The organism is Flavobacterium rhizosphaerae (assembly GCF_046000445.1).
In the GTDB taxonomy this organism is placed as follows: domain Bacteria; phylum Bacteroidota; class Bacteroidia; order Flavobacteriales; family Flavobacteriaceae; genus Flavobacterium; species Flavobacterium rhizosphaerae.
Genome location: NZ_JBELPZ010000001.1, coordinates 66,406 through 84,719, shown reverse-complemented (window position 1 = coordinate 84,719; position 18,314 = coordinate 66,406). Strand labels below are relative to the sequence as shown.

Below are 18,314 nucleotides of genomic sequence, written 5' to 3'. Positions count from 1 at the left end.
TATAAAAAGGGAAACGAATCCGTTTCCCTTTCTGTGTAAATATAATCAGAATACTTATTCTGAAATTTTAGATTCTCTTTCCCAAATACGGTGCTTACCCATTTGTGTGGTAAAATCATCAGTAAATGCTTTCGCTGTACCGTTGTTAATAATTATGCCCGGCATAGATTTATCTTTACCGGCTTCACGTTTATTACCAATAGTAGTTTTTTCAATCAGCCCGTCAAGGCCTTCATCAAAACCAATTACCTTACAATGCCTGTAAGCATCATTAATAAACTCAATAATATTATCATTTTCTTCCAGCATGGCATTGTTTTTTGATTTTAGTACATATACCGCATCAAACAATACCGAAGATGATGAAAAAGAAGCAAAATCAACTTTAATTTGAGTATCGGCATCACCTTTTATCATGCCAGCATGTGGCGCTACAACTTTGGCCATAGCACCTTTTGCCTCCAGTGCTTTTTTAAGCGCATTAAATGATTTTTCACTTACACCGTCAGCACATATAAAGGCTACCTGGCGTGTTTCAATACTATCGGTAGTTGCCGGGTTTTTTATCATACTAAGTGCCGGAGAGGGCTCATAGTTTTTTAACGGCTTTGGTTCGTGTTTATCAGGGTCAGCATCAGCGCCAATACCATGGTTCATCGGCTTTTCAGGCTTAGATGGTTCTTCAATTCCTAGTCCTTCAGCTACTTTTTGCGCCAGTTTTTTATCAACCTCATTCAGCAGCCCTACCATACGTTCACGTATAGCAACAGTTTCTACCTTACTCAGTTCAAACCGCAAAGCCTTTATTATATGATTTTGTTCCGGCTCTGTCTGGCTTTTAAAAAACAGTGCTGCCTGGCTAAAATGGTCGGCAAAGCTCTCGCTGCGTTCCCGCACTTTATGCGCTTCAACCCTTTCATAATGGCTTACAAAACCACCTTCATTTTCTTTAGCCTGTTCAGGATAACCATTGTTTAATGAATTTGGGCTGTAATGGGTTTTTCCCACGTTTATTTCCTGCCTCATATGGCCATCGCGCTGGTTGTTGTGCATGGGCGAAATAGTCCTGTTAATAGGTATTTCATGAAAGTTAGGGCTTCCCAGCCTTGAGAGTTGCGTATCAGTGTACGAGAATAATCTTCCCTGAAGCAATGGGTCGTTGGTAAAATCAATACCCGGAACCACATGCCCCGGGTGAAAGGCTACCTGCTCTGTTTCGGCAAAAAAGTTATCAGGGTTGCGGTTAAGTACCAGCCTGCCTATTTTAGTTACAGGTACCTGCTCTTCCGGTATAATCTTGGTAGGGTCCAGCAAGTCAAAGTCAAACTTATGTTCATCTTCTTCCGGTACTAACTGTACACCGAATTCCCATTCCGGAAAATTACCCATCTCTATAGCATCATGTAGGTCCCTACGGTGAAAGTCAGGGTCATTACCAGATATTTTAAGAGCCTCATCCCAAACTACACCATGTATACCCAGTTTTGGTTTAAGGTGGAATTTTACAAATGTAGATTTACCTTCTTTATTAATAAAACGGAAGGTATGTATGCCAAATCCTTCCATCATACGCAATGAGCGTGGAATGGCACGGTCACTCATAGCCCACATAATCATGTGCATACTCTCGGGCATAAGCGATATAAAATCCCAAAACGTATCATGTGCCGATGCTGCCTGTGGTATCTCATTATGGGGTTCGGGTTTTACAGCATGTATAAGGTCTGGAAACTTCATGGCATCCTGTATAAAAAATACGGGCATATTATTACCTACCATATCAAAGATACCCTCCTGGGTATAAAATTTAATAGCAAAGCCACGCACATCACGTGCAAGGTCTGTAGAACCGCGGAAACCCGCTACAGTAGAAAAACGTACAAAAACAGGGGTTTTTGTAGTGGTATCGTTTAGGAAATTAGCTTTTGTGTAGTCGCCTACGTTTCCAAAAGCTTCAAAATAACCATGTGCCCCAGAGCCACGTGCATGTACAATACGCTCAGGAATTCGCTCATGGTCAAAATGCGTAATTTTTTCACGCATTATAAAATCTTCAAGTAGTGACGGGCCTCTTTCCCCGGCCTTTAATGTGTTATGGTCGTTATTTATTTTAACACCTTGGTCGGTAGTTATAAACTGGTCCTTGCTGTATTCCCTGTTTTTTTCCAGGTCCTGCAGTTTAGCATTGTCATTATCTGGTTTACTATTTTTTTCCATTATAAATGTTGTAAGGTTAAAATTAAGGTTTGTATTATACCTGCTGTAGTTTTTGCACAGCTTCAGTGTTTCTTTGTTGTACTGCAAGATCAGCGGCAGTAAATCCGCGGGTATCAGTTATGGTTATGTCGGCACCACTTTCTATAAGCAAATCCACAAGGTCATTACGGCCAAACATACTGGCAAACATAAGTGCTGTGCCACCATTACCATGCTGTGCATTAATATCTGCCCCGTGGTTTATAAGTATTCGGGCAATATTGGCATATCCTTTAAAAGAAGCACCCATTAGGGCCGTATAACCGCTGTTATCAGTGGCGTCTATATGGGCTCCTGCATGTAAAAGGGCTCTTACAGCTTCGGGCTGGTTGTTATAAGCAGCAATTATTAAAGGGGTGTAGCCGTGGTCATCTTTAATGTCAAGGTTGTGCAGGTGTGTAAAAATTTCCTGCAATACAGGTACATTTCCCTGTCTTGAGGCTGCAAAAAGCGCGTTTTCAATTTCAGTCATAGGTGTTGTTTTAAGCAAGCTCAATTTACGAAACCTGTAATTGCCAAATACTTAATGTTATCCTAAAACTTTTATTAAAATATTGTAAGGCTGGTATTAAGAGAGATTTATATATTTTGCCTTATAAATTATCTATACGTTAAGAAAAGCGGATTGTGCTTACCTGTATCTTCGGTTTAAATAATTTACTGATGGAAACGCCTACAGAGCGGGCTGCAATATCGTTACGCCCAAAAAAACTATACTCATATCAGGTTGATGATATTAATACTATATTTAGCCGTATAGAACAACAGCCGGCAAACTACAGGCTGTTGTACCAATTGCCTACCGGTGGTGGCAAAACCATTATATTTAGCGAGCTTGCCAAACGGTTTATTGAAAAGTATAATAAAAAAGTGATTGTGCTTACCCACCGTACAGAACTTTCTAAACAAACTGCCGGAACGCTTAAAAGATCAGGCGTGCAAAATAAGCTTATCAATACTACTATAAAATCAGTGCCGCGTAATGATAAGCATCATTGCTATGTAGCTATGGTAGAAACCTTAAAAAACAGGTTAAAAAAACGGGCAATTGCAACAGATAGTGTTGGACTGGTAATTATAGATGAAGCACACAATAATTCTTTCCAAAAACTCTTGGGGAATTTTAAAAATGCATTTATTATAGGGGTAACGGCTACACCGCTGAGTTCTGATGTAAACTTGCCAATGAACAAAAATTATAATGAGCTAATAACAGGTAAATGTATAACATCGCTTATAGAAGAGGGGTTTTTGGCAAAGCCCAAAACCTGGCGTTATGATGTTGAACTTAATAGTTTAAAAACAGGCGTTCACGGCGATTTTACAGTAAGGACATCAGACGAGCTTTATAGCTCACCAGCCATGCTTTCGCTTTTGCGCGATGCGTATGAGGCACACTCTAAAAACAAAAAAACACTCATATTCAATACAGGTATATTTACATCAAAAAAGGTATGCCAAATGTTTACAGAGGCGGGTTATAATATACGCCACCTTGATAATAAAACCCCGGCAGAAGAGCGGAAGCAAACCCTGCTTTGGTTTAAAAAAACAAAAGGGGCCATACTTACATCAGTATCTATACTTACTACGGGTTTTGATGAGCCGAGTGTGCAATCAGTCATACTTAACCGTGCTACCACCTCTTTAACCTTATACCATCAGATGATAGGACGTGGATCCAGGAGGTTGTCATCTAAAAAAACATTTATTATTACAGATCTTGGTAATAATACCGAACGTTTTGGGCATTGGCACGAACCGGTAGACTGGGAGTTTGTGTTTGAAAATCCTGAAGTTTATTATGAAATGATGAGTGCCCGGTCTGCATCAGAGGCACATAACATCCCCTCTGATATAAGGGCTAAATTTCCAAACAGTAAAGAGGTAGCTTTTGATATAGAGCAGGCGCACCACGATGCTATAGTGCAAGGGCTAAAACCAAAAACTGTTATACAGGAGTCTATCCGTCAGCATGCGCTTATGTGCATGTCTAATGCATCTTCAATTACCGAAGCACTGCATCTTAGCGATGAGCTGGATGCTGAAATAACATGGAGGATAAAACAATATGCCAAATGCCTGGGCAATACCACTAAAAATTATAAAGAATGGCTTATGCAGGATTATAAACAGCGCCTGCAGACATTGATTAAAAAATGGATGAACAGGCACGATATGCAGAAAACAGCTTAAGGTTTTTATACAAACAAAAAAGCATTGAATTACAAGGCAATAATAACTAAATGAAAAGTAAAAAAGCATATACCGGTAAAAAGCCTTTTGAAGGTATAGTGCCTAAAGAAAAGCGGTATGCCCACGGAAATTTTTTAAGGCAAAAATTTCCGTTGGAAATGCATGCAGTTGCACATATTGAAAACAGGCCAGATCCGGTTGCTATTTTTACTGAAAGCTCAAAAAACAGGATAAGCAAATTAATGCCCCTGTTACATGAGCGTGTATTAGAGTCACCTTTTACATTTTATAGAGGTAATGCCGGTATAATGGCATCAGATCTTTCGCTGCTGCCATCTACCAATATGAAAATACAGGTGTGCGGAGACTGCCATCTTCTTAATTTTGGCGGTTTTGCTACACCGGAACGCAAGTTGATTTTTGATATAAATGATTTTGACCAAACTGCGGTAGCCCCATGGGAATGGGATGTTAAACGCCTTGCGGCAAGTTTTGTAATTGCTGGTCGTGACAAGGGTTTTACTGAAGAGCAGTGCACGGAGGCTGCCCGGAAAGCCGTACGGAGTTACCGTAAACAAATGGCAGTATATGCCGAAATGTCGGCACTTCAAATATGGTATCACCACATTGAACTTACTGATATTATAAAATCGGGAAAACTGGAAGATGCAAAGCAGTTTAAAGCAAAAGAAGCTAAAAGAGCACTTTTGCAATTGCCACACGAAAAAGATTTTGCAAAACTTACCTACAGGAACAATAAGCAGCCTAAAATTAAAGACCAGTTACCACTTATCTTTCATGCCAGCCCGGAAAGTGAGGAAGAATTTTATAATCAGGCAGAACTATCCTATACACGCTATCTAAAATCCCTGTCTCAGGATCGCCGGGCACTATTGCAACGTTATAAAATACAAGATGTAGCCCTTAAGGTGGTGGGTGTGGGCAGTGTAGGTACTTTTTGTGGTATAACATTACTCATGTCTGCCACGGGAGATCCACTCTTTCTGCAATTTAAAGAAGCGTGCCAAAGTGTGCTGGAACCTTTTACAGGGCGTAGCCGCTACTTAAACCATGGCCAGCGTGTGGTAGAGGGGCAAAGATTGATACAATCTGCATCTGATATATTTTTAGGATGGACAACCAACGATTATGGCCAGCACTTTTATGTGCGCCAGTTGCGCGATGCTAAGGTAAAACCTGCGCTGGGCAGTATGAGTCTGGATACATTTATGTTATATGCCAAATCCTGCGGCTGGGCGCTTAGCCGTGCGCACGCACGCACGGGTGACCCTGTCATATTAAGCGGGTATATGGGTACTGATAAACTTTTTGATGAGGCCATAAGCGCTTTTGCAACGTCTTATGCTAACCAAAATGAAAAAGATTATGCGCTTATGATTGAGCATCTAAGTAAAAAAGCATGACAGCTTATTCACCCTTACTAGCCAGCTTCTCGCAACTATTAATTTTTAGCAATAATTAGTAATAAAAACAGGCCGGCAAATTTTCCCGGCCTGTTTTCTAATTTTTGATGTTTTTAATTTTCCGCAGTTTCTTTTCTGCTGTTAACTGCTACACCAGTATTTGGTGAAGTTGCAGCTTTATTTGCTGACGGGGTATCTTTAATTTCAGTATCATTTTCTTCAGTTGTAGCTTGCTGAACTTTAGTGTTTGTAGCTTCAGTTGCTGCTTTGCTATAATTATCTTTAACAACATAGGTTTTAGGATCGGGCTGTTTTGGGTATGATTGTGCCGAAGCTATGGTTAATGCTAATAAGGCTATTGAGGTAAAAATACTCTTTTTCATAATATTGATTTTTTGATTATCAAATCCTTTTTTTGTTCTAATTATACATCAAAATTAAGAAGTATATTATAGGGCGTCAAGTAGTTTATAGTTGTGTTAACAGGTAATTAAATGTTAAAAACAGGTACATAAAACATTTGGTAAAATGTTTATGATTAATGTGTTATGATTTTCTGGCTTTAATTGTTCTTTTCTTCACTACAGTATCTTTTACACGGTCTGAATCAGGATAACTTTTTACATGCTCATCTTTAGCCGCATCTTTATTGTATGGGGTAGGCGCAACTTTATCATTTCCCGTTTCATCAATAATATTATCAGGAGCCTGGGTTTCTTTTTTTGCATCCTTAATTACTTCAGGCTGCGTTGCAGATGTTTTATCGGTCTTACTTTTAGTATCTGTTTGCGCCTGGGCTAACACAACGGTTAGCATTGCGGCAAGTAAAATCATCTTTTTCATAGCGGTTATATTATTTAGTTTATATAACAGCAAGTTAGGGTCAATGTCTTTTTTTTGATGTTAATCCATTGTTAATCAATGGTTAAAAGTCTGTTGATTTATTTGTAGGAGCTTTATCTTTATAAATGTAATCTTGGTAAAGATGGAACGGTATAAAAACAAGCAGGGCCATTCTGGTGTAACTGCTTATAACATAGCAGCTAAAAGTATAACGGTAACATTTAACAACAACACATCATACTGTTATACGTATGGCAGCACTGGTAAAAAGGCAGTTGAGCATATGAAAGAACTTGCTAAAAATGGGCGTGGCCTCAGTACATACATCAGCCGTTACGTCAAACAAAAATTTGAAAGGAAATTTTAAAAATTAAATATTGTATTATGATTGAAACGTTAACTAATGTGCCTAAAAATGTTGCAGCATTTAGGGCAGTGGGAGAAGTAACAAAAGAAGATTATGAAAAAGTACTTGTGCCCAAGGTACAGGAAGTAGCTAAAAATAATGGCGAAATAAATTTTATGTATGTGATAGACACAGACCTGAGCGATTTTACCCTGGGGGCATGGCTACGGGATGCGCTTTTAGGCCTGGAGGAATTCAGTAAATGGAACCGTGCCGCTATTGTAACTGATTCTGATACTGCTGTAAAATTCACCAATGCATTTAGTGTAATAGCTCCCGGAGAATATAAGGGCTTTTCTAAAAACCAAATGCAAGAGGCCCTTTCGTGGGTTGCGGGCAGCAACTAGTATGGATTATATTGAGATACTTGGGCTGGTAGCTGCTTTTTTTACTACCGCTGCTAACATACCCCAAACTATAAAGGTGCTAAAAACACGTTCCACAAAAAGCCTTTCATCTGTAACCTATTCTATGCTTTTTACAGGAATGTTGCTATGGGTATTTTACGGTATAGAACGTGATGATGTACCTATTATACTTGCCAATGGCATAGCAGCAGCTTTATGCGGGATTATATTAGTTGTTAAATTATTAGCGCTATTAAAAGGCAAAAGAGGGGAGTGAAAATATTTTTAATGCTAACTAATTTTGTAACCAGGTTTATAATAATGATGAGATGTTATCATGGGCAGAATATTATTACGGTTAGGGCTTGCGGCTATTTTCGGTGCGGGTATTGAAGTAAAACTAGCTAAGCCAGGCAGTACTAATCTGGTAAAATTTATAGAAAAGTTACAATATGCACCAAGTATAAAAAAAAATAAGCTGGAGTAAATAACCTCCAGCTTTACAATAAATTTATGAATAAATTTTTACGGTTTCCTGTTGCAGCCTTTGCGATGTTCCCGTTTCCATATAACGTTTAAAGCCCATAATGTCTTTACGCACAATATCTTCAAAAACAGGTGTGAGTAGCTTGGCTACTTCTTCTCCCGCATGCCCCAGTGGCGCATGATATGATATTATTACATGTACCAGAGTACCCATTTCGCCTGCATCTTTAAATTGCACCTTACCTGCATTGCGTATAGATGATCCCGGTAAAGACTGCCATCCTATAAACTTATTAGGTTCTTCACCCACTATTTCTGCTTTCCAGCTAATAGTTTTATTTAATGCCGGTAATTTTGCTTTCCACTCAGAGTACACATCATCTATTACCCGTACCTCCTCAAGGTGCTCCATAAAAAGTGGCAGGTTAGCTAAGTGGCGCCAAAAAGTATATACCTCACTAACAGAGCGGTTAATAATAAGGCGTGTATGCACGTTTACATTAGAATCTCTGCGTTTGCGTGGTTTTTTAAAAAGGGCTTTCCCCAAATCGCTCTCGGCAAAACCTTTTGCGCCCCGGTATATCATAAACCCTGCGGCAGCTATTTCAAATAGGTTTCTCTTCTCTCTTTTAATAGCATCATACAACAGGTATACTCCACCGGCTAATGATACTACCCTTTCTATATCACCTATATTCTTATTAAGTTCTTCGCCTGTTATTTTATCTATAGTAGATTTCATTTTTGAGGTTTTATATTATTCATTATAGCTTTTAAAAATACTAAACTCCCCTATAATTATAAATCAATTTAACAATACGTTATTAAAAATCCCCTGCAGTAACAGGGGATTGTAGTATATAGTATAATTATTGTTTTGGCCTTGCAGGTATTGTTGTAGCCGGGTTGTTGTCAACTTCAGTATCCGTAACAGTACTTTTCTTCTGCTTTCTGGTTTTAAGTGTTTTTTTGTCTGTGTAAGCAGTATCCTTAGTTTGCTCAGGCGTAATCTGTGTACGGTCAATACGTTCAGCTCTCACAGGCATACTTTGTGTTTTACTACTTGTAGTGTCAGTTTGGGCCGAGGCTACAGTAATACTAAGAAGAAAAGTTAGTGTAAAAAAATCTTTTTCATGATACGGGTTGCTGTTTAAGGATTAGTAGGATATGTACCCGTTGGCGATGTAGTTGTGGGTGGGTTGGTTACAGGCGGCGGTGTAGCTGGGTTAGAAGGTGTGCCAGACTGTGTTGGTGTACCTGTAGTAGGTGTTGGCGATGTTGCCGGAGGCAACGTATTAGTAGGCATAGTTGTATTAGGTGGTGTAGTAACAGGGGTTGTTACCGCCGCTTTACGCGCATTTCTGTTCGGGGCACCATCTGTAGCAGGTGTTGCGGGCAGTGTAGTACTGCGGGGCGTGTCAATTGTAGTACGGTTTGTGCGTGTACTATCTGTTTGTGCTGCTGCTATACCCGATACAAGTACGGCAGCAAATGTTATAACTAATTTTTTCATTTGAGTTTTTTTATTTAAAGATAAGCCGTAAATCATTTATAATACGCTGTTTATAATAATATTAACCTGATGTTAACCCTCTTTTTAGAAGATGTGCCAATACATTGTTAATTAATGGTATTATAATGAAGCATAAAGTTTATTAGATTATAATTATTTCAAAAATTGATTTATTTTATTATAAATAATAAAAATGAATGAGAGTTTGTGTAGGCTTAAAATGTTTTAATTGCGTTGTTTATGTTAATTAATTGAAATTATTACCAATCATATTGGAGATTAACTTTTTTTACCCTTAATTTTGTTAAAGAAATATTAAACCAGTATGAACCAATTTTAAATTGCTTAAAAGATGACTAGATCAGCAATTATCGCTGCAATGCACAAATGGCAAAGATATAAAACAGACACTAAGGTTATAGTGAATTTATTTAATGCGGGCAACCATTTTTTTTATGAATTACCGTCAGATTATGATATTACCGATTCAAATTACATACATGCATATCCGGGTATAATGAATGGAAATTTATATTTCTTTCTTATCCCTTCACAATATGATAAACCTACATGCCAAAATACATTTGAGCAGTATACAACAGCGTGTATAGTTACTAATGCAGTGGGTGGTGGCCAGACTATGCCTGCGCCTGAAGCACAGGCAAGAATTGACCGTTGGATTTTGGAATATCCAACCTGGATTCCGGAACAGATAGCCAGGCCTGATGGTATTTTTATGGGCTTTGCTATACCAAGAACTGATTTTGGTACTATTGGCGAACAAGGTACGGTGTATATGGCCTTAAGGCCCAATGACACTGCGGGTGATCCTGATATAGCCGATATGGTTATAGCTACTACTAGTTCAACCGGTTCGCTGGTATATGATGATTCAAGTATGCCTGTGCCTCCTTTTATTCCTGACCCATCTCCATTTTCTCAATCAAGTTTTTATTTATTATCCTTATAATTAATGACACTTGTTAATTTTATATGGTATCTGGCACATATTCCACCAATAATTTCAGGCTCAGGTTTTATAATGGGCCTGATCTTTTATAAAAAACTTCCTGGCTTTTATAGGAGTTTGGTAGTCTTTTTGGGTTTGATGCTTTTGGTAGAAAGAATAATGTTTTATATTGCTAATTCAACAGGTTCTAATTATGTAGTACAACCTTACTATGCGCTAATTGAGCTTGTTTTTTTTGTCTTTTTGTATAAAAAATACATGCTGAATAAAAACTATACTTTACTACTTATTTTAGAAATAACATCAATTGCATACCTTATATATGAAATAATTTATTATAGTCTAATTACAACCACTGCTGAACAATTTCAATCATATGCCAAACCTCTTGATAATTTTATTATAATTTTATTATCACTATGTTATTTATATGAAAATACTAATTCATTCGATGCTTCACGCTTCAAGTATTTATGGTTTAATATTATAGTGCTGGCATATTGCAGTTTAAGTACTTTTATTTTTTTACCCTTTAATTTTATGATCAATCAGTCAACAAATTTAATATTTGTTTTTTGGCTAATAAATATAATTGCTTTAGTTGTTTTTTACGGTTTCATCACATATAAAATCTGGAGGGCGGCAAGAAATTAATGATTTTTAATGTATAGTGAATTGACGTTGATTGTAGAATAGTCTATTTATTATAATATTAATTCCTTAAAATTACTTTTAAACCGAAATCACCTCAAGCATATATATAGCAGTTTTAAATTTATAACACTCACAATATGGAATAGAGTAAAAACCCTTAAAAACAGCATAAAACACCTTACACCCCAAAATAAATAGAATGACAATTATTGAAATTTCCAAGTACATTGGTAAAATGTCTCCTTTGCTTTCAGGTACAGGGTTTTTTATAGGTATGCTTTTTTACAAGCGCCTCAATGGTTTTTACAGGAGCCTTTCCATTTTTTTAGGCCTTATGCTTATTATTGAATTAGCCATGAGGTTATTAGGTAATATATTGGGTTATAATTACATCTTTCAGCCGTATTATGCCATCACCGAAATAGCCTTTTTTATATACTTCTATAACAAATATCTTCTTAGCAAAAAATACAAAGCACTTTTAGCATTGCAGGTATTCATTTGCGTTTATGATATGGCCGAAATATTGTATTATGCTTTTAATCCGGTAAGCCCTGCCCAATTTCAGTCGTATGGAAAGCCCTTAGGTAATTTCCTGGTTATTATTATGGTGCTTACGTATTTCTATGAAAAAATAAATTCTTTCGATGCGCATAGGGCCAAGCATATTGGATTCAATCTTATGGTTTTTCTATATTTTTCTTGTAGTACCCTTGTTTTTTTGCCCTTTAATTTTATGTTAAATGAGTCAACCGGTATAAAGTTTTACTTCTGGACATTTAATGCAGTGCTTATTTTTATTTTTTATAGCTACTTATGCTTACAAATAATAAAGAACTTACTTATGGCCAGAGACTTAAAGCTACACACCAACATGAAGCTTTAAAAACAAGTATATTTCTTGCGCTATTATAACAAGTTTTGTTAAGAAGTGTTATTAGGGGCAGAGTATGAAATAACCCGGTTTCTGTAAAGCTTCGTGTTTTTGGAGCATTTATTAAATTAACCTTACAGAGCTTTTTTTTGAAGCTGAATACTTACTTTTGTTTTTATATTTGGTTAAACGGGTAAGATGGAGAAATGGCAGGACCCAAGGGTCATAGCATTATGGATTGCTATAATTATAGTAATTATACTTACTATACTTTGTTTTGTAGTATGGATAGTTTATACGGGTTATAAGCGGATGACAGAGGCTAACCTGCGTGAGGCGCGCATGCAGGTAGAACACCAAAAAAGCATGCTGCAAAACAGCCTCCAAACCCAGGAGAGTGAACGTGAGCGTATTGCTGCTGATTTACATGACAGCCTTATAGGTAAACTCACAATTATAAAACTTAAAAACCAAACTGCTTATAACGAAGAACAGATGGATGTGCTGTTGGAAGAAAGCATTGCCGAAGCCCGTAGGATATCGCATGACCTGAGCCCCCCAATGCTTGATTTTATATCGCTGGATGCTTTATTGTTGCAGGCACTAAATCCTTGGAAAGTCAGGCTTAAAGTTACAGAGTATTTTGATGTGCGTACCCAGCCGGAAATTGCAGTATCAGTAAAAATACAGCTTTTGCGTATAATACAGGAAATATTTGTAAACATAAACAAACATGCAGCAGCTACAGAAATAACCTTTAATTACAGGCAAACTACCAAAGGATTAGCAATTTATATAGCCGATAACGGAAAAGGTTTTGATGCCGCTTTACTAAAAAAAGGGCTTGGCCTTAATAATATTGAAATCAGAATTCAGTATCTTGGTGGAAAATATAAAATAAAATCAGCTCCCGGTAAGGGCACGGCAACATTAATGGTACTACAAATATGAGTGAAATAAAAGTAGCTATTACAGATGACGATAGCCTGGTAGTTTCATTACTTGAAGACTATCTTCAGCTTCAGGAAAATATTAATATCATTTTCACCGCGCAAAGCGGCGAAGAGCTGCTTGTAAAAATTGAAGAGGGCCTAATGCCGGAAATATTGCTGTTAGATCTTAAAATGGAGGGTATGGATGGCCTTGAGGTAATTGAGCATCTAAAGGCTGCTAATACCAATATTAAAATAATTGTAGTATCATCCCATTACCAAAATGTATTTATGGGCTTTATGTTAAAAGCAGGTGTAGCTGCTTTTTTGCCCAAAGGAGTGTCTCCAAAAACACTTGTTGAGATAATACATGCCGTAAAACGCCAGGGCTTTTATTTTTTAGATGACCAGTTAAGCATCATCCGCACACAAATATCAGGCAAATCACCTAAGCCTGAACTCGAAGAAAATATACTCTCCGAAAGAGAAGTAGATGTGCTCAGGCTTATTTGCCAGCAAAAAACAGCTAAAGAAATCGGCGAAAAATTATTTATTACCCAACGTACTGCCGAAGGCCATAAAAACAACCTGTTTGCTAAAACAGGCGCCAAAAATATAGCAGGACTTGTTATTTATGCGCTTCAGCATCAAATAATTAGTATAGACGAATTACCTATTATTTAAATACTTTTCTATTTATAATTTAAATATGTAAAAATACCTGTTTTATGTAAACAGGTGTTTTCTACCTGTGCTGTGCTTGGTGATGTAGCTACTTTTACAACATCAAACTAAACAAACGCACAAAACATTAACAAAGAAACCAACCGATTTTTTATTTAATATTTAAATTAAGCTGGCGGGATAATATTTTAAAGTTCAACCCTTTTTGTTCCCCAAAATACAATCCTATTGCTACAATATAAGTCCCGCCTGCTTTTATTATCTATGAGTTTAAGATAGTTCTATTTATATTTTGAGGTGTGGAAGCTATGCTGGGTCTTTTGACCCGCTGGCTTCCTTTTTTTGGAATGTTCTGCTATTTGATTTTGGTATTAGTTTAATTATTGAAATAATGGATCTCTTTTTTTTTGAAACACTAAGCAATTCTACATACATCCTTATGGATGGAATGCTAAGACGCATTACAGAAAACACATTTTATAACCTTTTTGATAAGTTGATGAATCCTTCCGGGTATATTCATTTTAATCTTGAAGAATCACCATATCCTATTGGCTGGCCCCTGCCGGACAATGCAAAGCTGGTAAAAGAAAAAAGTATTGTTTTTTTAGAAGATGTTTATCCGTGGGACACATATAAAATAATACTACGCCCGGTAATCAGGCCTGTAAAAGAAGTTAATATAAACTGGGATTTTGTAAAGTTTGTTCCCGCTAATCCGGTATATGGCGTGCCGCTATCCATAAACAATAACCACAATATAAAAACAGCACAAGAACTGGCAGGCCTGCAGGAACTATACAAGCATTTTGTAGATAAAGAGCATCTAAACCCTTTTTTTTATTATTTATTGCCAAATTATCCTGGAGAGGATAAAAGTGAATATGAGTCTATATTAAAACTGCAGATAGAAGAAGTAGAAAGAAAAATGGTGCAGTTAATGCTGAATGATGCAGGGGCTTATATGTCTGAAATCACACACTAGTAGATATTAATTGTTTTTTAATATGAATAAATACAGCCGGGTCTTACCTGGCTTTTTGTATGTTGAAGGCTCAGGTTAGTTTTGTAAATTTGTAATAAATAAAGGAGGGTACATTATGAATAAAGAGGTAATTGTTAAAGAACTTGGTATCAGGGATTATAAAGAAATTTGGGAATACCAGGAAAAACTTTTTGCGCAAACCCTGGATGTGAAAATCGCGAACCGCAGGGAAGGCAAAGAAAACGAAACGGCTAACTACCTTTTATTTGTAGAGCACCCTCATGTTTATACACTTGGAAAAAGCGGTGATTTTTCTAATTTACTAATTAATGAAAAGCAGCTTGCAGAAAAACACGCCAAGTATTATAAAGTAAATAGGGGAGGCGATATTACCTATCATGGTCCCGGCCAGATAGTAGGCTATCCTATATTAGACCTCGAAAATTTTTTTACTGATATACATAAATACCTGCGCCTTTTAGAAGAAACTATTATTAAAGTTTTGTCAGATTATGGTCTGGTTGCCGGGCGTAGTGATGGCGAAACCGGCGTGTGGCTTGGTGTAGGAACGCCCTTTGCCCGAAAGATATGTGCTATGGGTGTAAGAGCCTCTAGGTGGGTAACCATGCATGGTTTTGCTTTTAATGTAAATGCAGATCTCGGCTATTTTGATAATATTATTCCCTGCGGCATACGGGGCAAAGCAGTAACCTCATTACACGTTGAACTTGGCAGGAAAGTTAATGAAGAAGAAGTTAAAGAAAAGATATTACAATATTTTTCTGAATTATTTGAGGCAAAAATTATCTCTGCGCCAAATTTTGTTTAAAAACCACATAAATTTTATCTGTTTGCCTGATCAAATTCAAATTCAAGCTGATCAGGCAATTGACGGAATGAAAGACGGTGATACTTGGTAAGACCGTATTTTCGAATAGCGGCACGGTGCTCTGTAGTAGGATAACCTTTATTACTCTTCCAGTTGTACATTGGGTATTCTTCGTGCAGGCGGCACATGTATTCGTCCCTGTACGTTTTTGCAAGCACAGAAGCTGCAGCAATGCTAAGGTACTTGCTGTCTCCTTTTATTATACAGCTATGCGGAATATCATTTACCGGTTTAAAACGGTTACCGTCAACTATAATATATTGTGGAACCGGTGTAAGGTTAAGTATACACTCCTGCATGGCGCGTATAGAGGCGTTTAAAATGTTTATCTCGTCAATAATATCAGGATCTATATGTGTAACGTGATAACAAATGGCTTTTTCCTGTATTAAAGGCCTTAATTCTTCGCGTACTTTTTCCGAAAGTTGTTTTGAATCGTTAAGTAATTTCAATTCAAAATTATCGGGTAATATTACTGCAGCGGCAGTAACAGGGCCGGCCAGGCACCCGCGGCCGGCTTCATCGGTGCCGGTTTCATACTGAAAAGTTGAATAATTTAATGAAAGCATAAACCGTAGTTGTTATTTATGCGTAAATACACAGGCAAAGGTAAAAGGTATAAGTTAAAATTAAAATTAATATTATATTATTTGTTATAATTCATATTTTTGCAAAACTACATTAGATAAAACATTAATTTTGTTGCCTTTTGTATCATATCTTTATAAAATATTAATAATAACTATCAGTTTATCATGAAAAAAAATACTGTAAAAGTATTAGTCTTTTCTGCCTTTTTTATGGGGAGTGCGGCTATGGTTGCACAAACCCCAGAACAAAGGAAACAAATAACAAAAGACTATGATCACGAATTGCTTGCCAAAATTTCAGCCGAATTAACTGAAAAAGCAAGTAAAGATAAGGAAGAAGCGTACAGGCTTGCCGAGCTTAATGGCTGGCCAATAAAATATGTTACTGAAAGAGGTGCTCATGCAGAGCTTATGAGTGTTTCTGCTTCTGGGAAGCCTCAATATTATGTTACCGATAATGTAGGTGCAGCGTTTACCTCGGGTATAAATACTTTAAATACAGGAGGGAGCCTTGGCCTTGAGTTAGACGGGCAGAATATGTATGTAGGTATGTGGGATCAGGATGGCCCCAGGGCTTCGCACAATACATTTGGAGGCAGGCTTACTATTGCAGATGCTTCTACAAACCAGGCTACCCATTCCACCCACGTTATGGGTACCATGATTGGTAGCGGTGTAGGTTCAATAAATGACAATGCAAAAGGGATGGCTACACAGGCAAATGGTTTAGCATATAGCTGGACTAACGATACTGGCGAAATGGCTGTAGCAGCAGATGAGATAGGTTTGCTGGTTTCTAACCACTCATATGGTGCTATTCCAGGCCAGCTTGCCGAATGGCAGTTTGGTGCTTATTCAGGCGCTGCATATAATTATGATCTTGTAGCGTTTAATGCGCCTAATTATCTTATTGTACAAGCTGCCGGTAATGACAGGGGAGAGGGATTTAACCCTAATAAAGGAGGCTATGATCTTATTAATGGTACCAAAACAGCCAAAAATGCGGTAACAGTAGCTGCGGTAAACGGTTTGGTGGCTCCTTATAGCCAGCCAAGCAATGTTGTAATGTCTACTTTTAGTAGTTATGGCCCTACAGATGATAACAGGGTTAAACCGGATATTGCGGCAAAAGGCGTTTCTGTATATTCTTCAACTAATGACTCTAATTCAAGTTATGCGTCTTTAAACGGTACCTCTATGGCTTCACCCGTGGTTTCCGGAGGAGCAATATTGCTTCAACAACTTTATAACCAAGAAGAAGGCACTTATATGCGTTCGGCTACTTTGAGGGGGCTTATTTGTCATACTGCAGATGAAGCAGGTTTATGGCCTGGCCCTGACCCTAAATTTGGTTGGGGATTATTTGATGCAAAAAAAGCTGCACAAGCAATTTTAAATAATGGTACTAGTTCTATAATAGATGAAAGGTCGCTTTCTCAAGGCCAAACTTACACTAAACAAGTAAACGCTGTTGAAGGAGAATTGCTGCAGGTGAGTATTTGCTGGACAGACCCGGTATCTCAATCTACAATAAATAATGGAACAATTGATGATACTGACCCTGTGCTGATTAACGACCTTGATGTGAGAGTTACTAAAAATGGCGTAACCTACTACCCGTGGAAACTAGGCGCCGGATATGAAGAAGATGCTATACAGGGCGATAATACTGTAGATAATATAGAACGTATTGATATACCAGAAGCTTCAGGAACTTATACTATCACGGTTGGCCATAAAGGCGGTATTTCTTTTGGACCTCAAAAATACTCTCTAATAGTAACCAATGCTTCTGAAATACTAGGTGTTGATGCTAATACAGTTAATTTGTTTTCTGTATGGCCTAACCCGGCAGGTTCTTTTATAAATATTTCCTTAAATAATAGTGCAGAAAATTCTAAAGTTGCAGTTTACGATGTTCAGGGCCGTAATGTATTGTCGGCAGATATTTCTGGAACACAAACAACTTTAAATACTAGTAACCTAACCTCAGGAGTTTACATGGTTAAAGTTTCGCAAGGAGATAGGAATCAGATTAAAAAAATAGTTATCAAATAGTAATTTTAACATTTATTATTTAAGATTCTAACGCAACCAAACATGTTTTTAAGCATCTTAAATAATAAATGTTAGTTATGCTATTCTTTTTAATATGACGAAGTTTTTTTAGGATATCCGGAATGAATAAAAAGATTAATGTTAAAATGTTGAAAATAATTTATTTAAGCAAGAATATTGATGTGTTTTTTTTATAATGCCAACGTT

At 37.2% G+C, this 18,314-nt stretch carries 22 protein-coding genes; 14 read left to right on the top strand and 8 right to left on the bottom strand.

The window, feature by feature from the left end; all coding sequences use genetic code 11:
* Positions 1 to 54: 54 nt before the first annotated feature.
* Together ABS766_RS00385 and ABS766_RS00380 are read right to left on the bottom strand one after the other, a co-directional pair.
* Positions 55 to 2,217 carry a catalase gene (locus ABS766_RS00385; protein WP_408083088.1) on the bottom strand — a complete coding sequence of 721 codons (2,163 nt, stop codon included), beginning with the start codon at positions 2,215 to 2,217 and terminating at the stop codon, positions 55 to 57.
* 34 nt (positions 2,218 to 2,251) lie between these two features.
* Positions 2,252 to 2,728 (bottom strand): ankyrin repeat domain-containing protein, encoded by a 477-nt coding sequence (locus tag ABS766_RS00380; RefSeq protein WP_408083087.1) that lies wholly within the window; start codon positions 2,726 to 2,728, stop codon positions 2,252 to 2,254.
* Positions 2,729 to 2,919: 191 nt separating this feature from the next.
* Between ABS766_RS00380 and ABS766_RS00375 the strand changes: the two genes are divergently transcribed.
* Together ABS766_RS00375 and ABS766_RS00370 are read left to right on the top strand one after the other, a co-directional pair.
* Positions 2,920 to 4,452 carry a DEAD/DEAH box helicase gene (locus ABS766_RS00375; protein WP_408083086.1) on the top strand — a complete coding sequence of 511 codons (1,533 nt, stop codon included), beginning with the start codon at positions 2,920 to 2,922 and terminating at the stop codon, positions 4,450 to 4,452.
* 50 nt (positions 4,453 to 4,502) lie between these two features.
* Complete coding sequence (locus tag ABS766_RS00370) at positions 4,503 to 5,876, top strand: DUF2252 domain-containing protein (RefSeq protein ID WP_408083085.1); 1,374 nt, start codon at positions 4,503 to 4,505, stop codon at positions 5,874 to 5,876.
* A gap of 113 nt (positions 5,877 to 5,989) precedes the next feature.
* Here the strand turns inward: ABS766_RS00370 and ABS766_RS00365 are convergent, their stop codons facing one another.
* Together ABS766_RS00365 and ABS766_RS00360 are read right to left on the bottom strand one after the other, a co-directional pair.
* Positions 5,990 to 6,259, bottom strand: a complete 270-nt coding sequence (locus ABS766_RS00365) for a hypothetical protein (RefSeq protein ID WP_408083084.1) — start codon at positions 6,257 to 6,259, stop codon at positions 5,990 to 5,992.
* A gap of 163 nt (positions 6,260 to 6,422) precedes the next feature.
* Positions 6,423 to 6,719: a hypothetical protein gene (locus ABS766_RS00360; RefSeq protein ID WP_408083083.1), complete on the bottom strand. Its 297-nt coding sequence runs from the start codon at positions 6,717 to 6,719 to the stop codon at positions 6,423 to 6,425.
* Between the two features lie 142 nt (positions 6,720 to 6,861).
* On the opposite strand from ABS766_RS00360, the gene ABS766_RS00355 reads away from it, so the two are divergent.
* Genes ABS766_RS00355 through ABS766_RS00340 form a run of 4 tightly spaced genes read left to right on the top strand, consistent with a single transcriptional unit; the run spans position 6,862 to position 7,959 of the window.
* Positions 6,862 to 7,086, top strand: coding sequence for a hypothetical protein (locus ABS766_RS00355; RefSeq protein WP_408083082.1), 225 nt, complete (start codon positions 6,862 to 6,864; stop codon positions 7,084 to 7,086).
* A 17-nt stretch (positions 7,087 to 7,103) separates the two neighbouring features.
* Complete coding sequence (locus tag ABS766_RS00350; protein ID WP_408083081.1) at positions 7,104 to 7,472, top strand: SpoIIAA family protein; 369 nt, start codon at positions 7,104 to 7,106, stop codon at positions 7,470 to 7,472.
* A gap of 1 nt (position 7,473) precedes the next feature.
* Positions 7,474 to 7,749, top strand: a complete 276-nt coding sequence (locus ABS766_RS00345) for a SemiSWEET family sugar transporter (RefSeq protein WP_408083080.1) — start codon at positions 7,474 to 7,476, stop codon at positions 7,747 to 7,749.
* 60 nt (positions 7,750 to 7,809) lie between these two features.
* Positions 7,810 to 7,959 carry a hypothetical protein gene (locus ABS766_RS00340; RefSeq protein ID WP_408083079.1) on the top strand — a complete coding sequence of 50 codons (150 nt, stop codon included), beginning with the start codon at positions 7,810 to 7,812 and terminating at the stop codon, positions 7,957 to 7,959.
* Positions 7,960 to 7,983: 24 nt separating this feature from the next.
* Here ABS766_RS00340 and ABS766_RS00335 read toward each other — a convergent pair whose 3' ends face one another.
* The 3 genes from ABS766_RS00335 to ABS766_RS00325 form a co-directional block, all read right to left on the bottom strand.
* On the bottom strand, positions 7,984 to 8,700 hold the full coding sequence (locus ABS766_RS00335) for an SRPBCC family protein (protein WP_408083078.1): 717 nt from the start codon (positions 8,698 to 8,700) through the stop codon (positions 7,984 to 7,986).
* 127 nt (positions 8,701 to 8,827) lie between these two features.
* Positions 8,828 to 9,004: a hypothetical protein gene (locus tag ABS766_RS00330; protein ID WP_408083077.1), complete on the bottom strand. Its 177-nt coding sequence runs from the start codon at positions 9,002 to 9,004 to the stop codon at positions 8,828 to 8,830.
* A 104-nt stretch (positions 9,005 to 9,108) separates the two neighbouring features.
* Entirely contained in the window at positions 9,109 to 9,471 is a 363-nt protein-coding gene (locus tag ABS766_RS00325; RefSeq protein ID WP_408083076.1) for a hypothetical protein, read from the bottom strand.
* Positions 9,472 to 9,823: 352 nt separating this feature from the next.
* On the opposite strand from ABS766_RS00325, the gene ABS766_RS00320 reads away from it, so the two are divergent.
* The 7 genes from ABS766_RS00320 to lipB all read left to right on the top strand — a co-directional run bounded on the left by ABS766_RS00320 (position 9,824) and on the right by lipB (position 15,399).
* The gene (locus ABS766_RS00320) at positions 9,824 to 10,441 is read left to right on the top strand and encodes a hypothetical protein (RefSeq protein ID WP_408083075.1); all 618 of its coding nucleotides are present in this window, start codon (positions 9,824 to 9,826) and stop codon (positions 10,439 to 10,441) included.
* A 3-nt stretch (positions 10,442 to 10,444) separates the two neighbouring features.
* Positions 10,445 to 11,095, top strand: a complete 651-nt coding sequence (locus tag ABS766_RS00315; protein WP_408083074.1) for a hypothetical protein — start codon at positions 10,445 to 10,447, stop codon at positions 11,093 to 11,095.
* A gap of 199 nt (positions 11,096 to 11,294) precedes the next feature.
* Positions 11,295 to 11,981, top strand: a complete 687-nt coding sequence (locus ABS766_RS00310) for a hypothetical protein (RefSeq protein WP_408083073.1) — start codon at positions 11,295 to 11,297, stop codon at positions 11,979 to 11,981.
* 186 nt (positions 11,982 to 12,167) lie between these two features.
* Complete coding sequence (locus ABS766_RS00305) at positions 12,168 to 12,920, top strand: sensor histidine kinase (RefSeq protein ID WP_408083072.1); 753 nt, start codon at positions 12,168 to 12,170, stop codon at positions 12,918 to 12,920.
* Complete coding sequence (locus tag ABS766_RS00300; protein ID WP_408083071.1) at positions 12,917 to 13,585, top strand: response regulator transcription factor; 669 nt, start codon at positions 12,917 to 12,919, stop codon at positions 13,583 to 13,585. The genes ABS766_RS00305 and ABS766_RS00300 overlap by 4 nt, the downstream gene beginning before the upstream one ends.
* 391 nt (positions 13,586 to 13,976) lie before the next feature.
* Positions 13,977 to 14,570 (top strand): hypothetical protein, encoded by a 594-nt coding sequence (locus ABS766_RS00295; RefSeq protein WP_408083070.1) that lies wholly within the window; start codon positions 13,977 to 13,979, stop codon positions 14,568 to 14,570.
* 115 nt (positions 14,571 to 14,685) lie between these two features.
* A complete protein-coding gene (gene lipB / locus ABS766_RS00290; RefSeq protein ID WP_408083069.1) occupies positions 14,686 to 15,399 on the top strand; it encodes a lipoyl(octanoyl) transferase LipB in 714 nt (237 codons plus the stop codon).
* A gap of 14 nt (positions 15,400 to 15,413) precedes the next feature.
* On the opposite strand, the gene ABS766_RS00285 is transcribed toward lipB, so the two are convergent.
* Positions 15,414 to 16,028, bottom strand: coding sequence for a ribonuclease HII (locus ABS766_RS00285; protein WP_408083068.1), 615 nt, complete (start codon positions 16,026 to 16,028; stop codon positions 15,414 to 15,416).
* A 186-nt stretch (positions 16,029 to 16,214) separates the two neighbouring features.
* On the opposite strand from ABS766_RS00285, the gene ABS766_RS00280 reads away from it, so the two are divergent.
* Positions 16,215 to 18,107: a S8 family serine peptidase gene (locus ABS766_RS00280; protein ID WP_408083067.1), complete on the top strand. Its 1,893-nt coding sequence runs from the start codon at positions 16,215 to 16,217 to the stop codon at positions 18,105 to 18,107.
* Positions 18,108 to 18,314 lie beyond the last annotated feature (207 nt).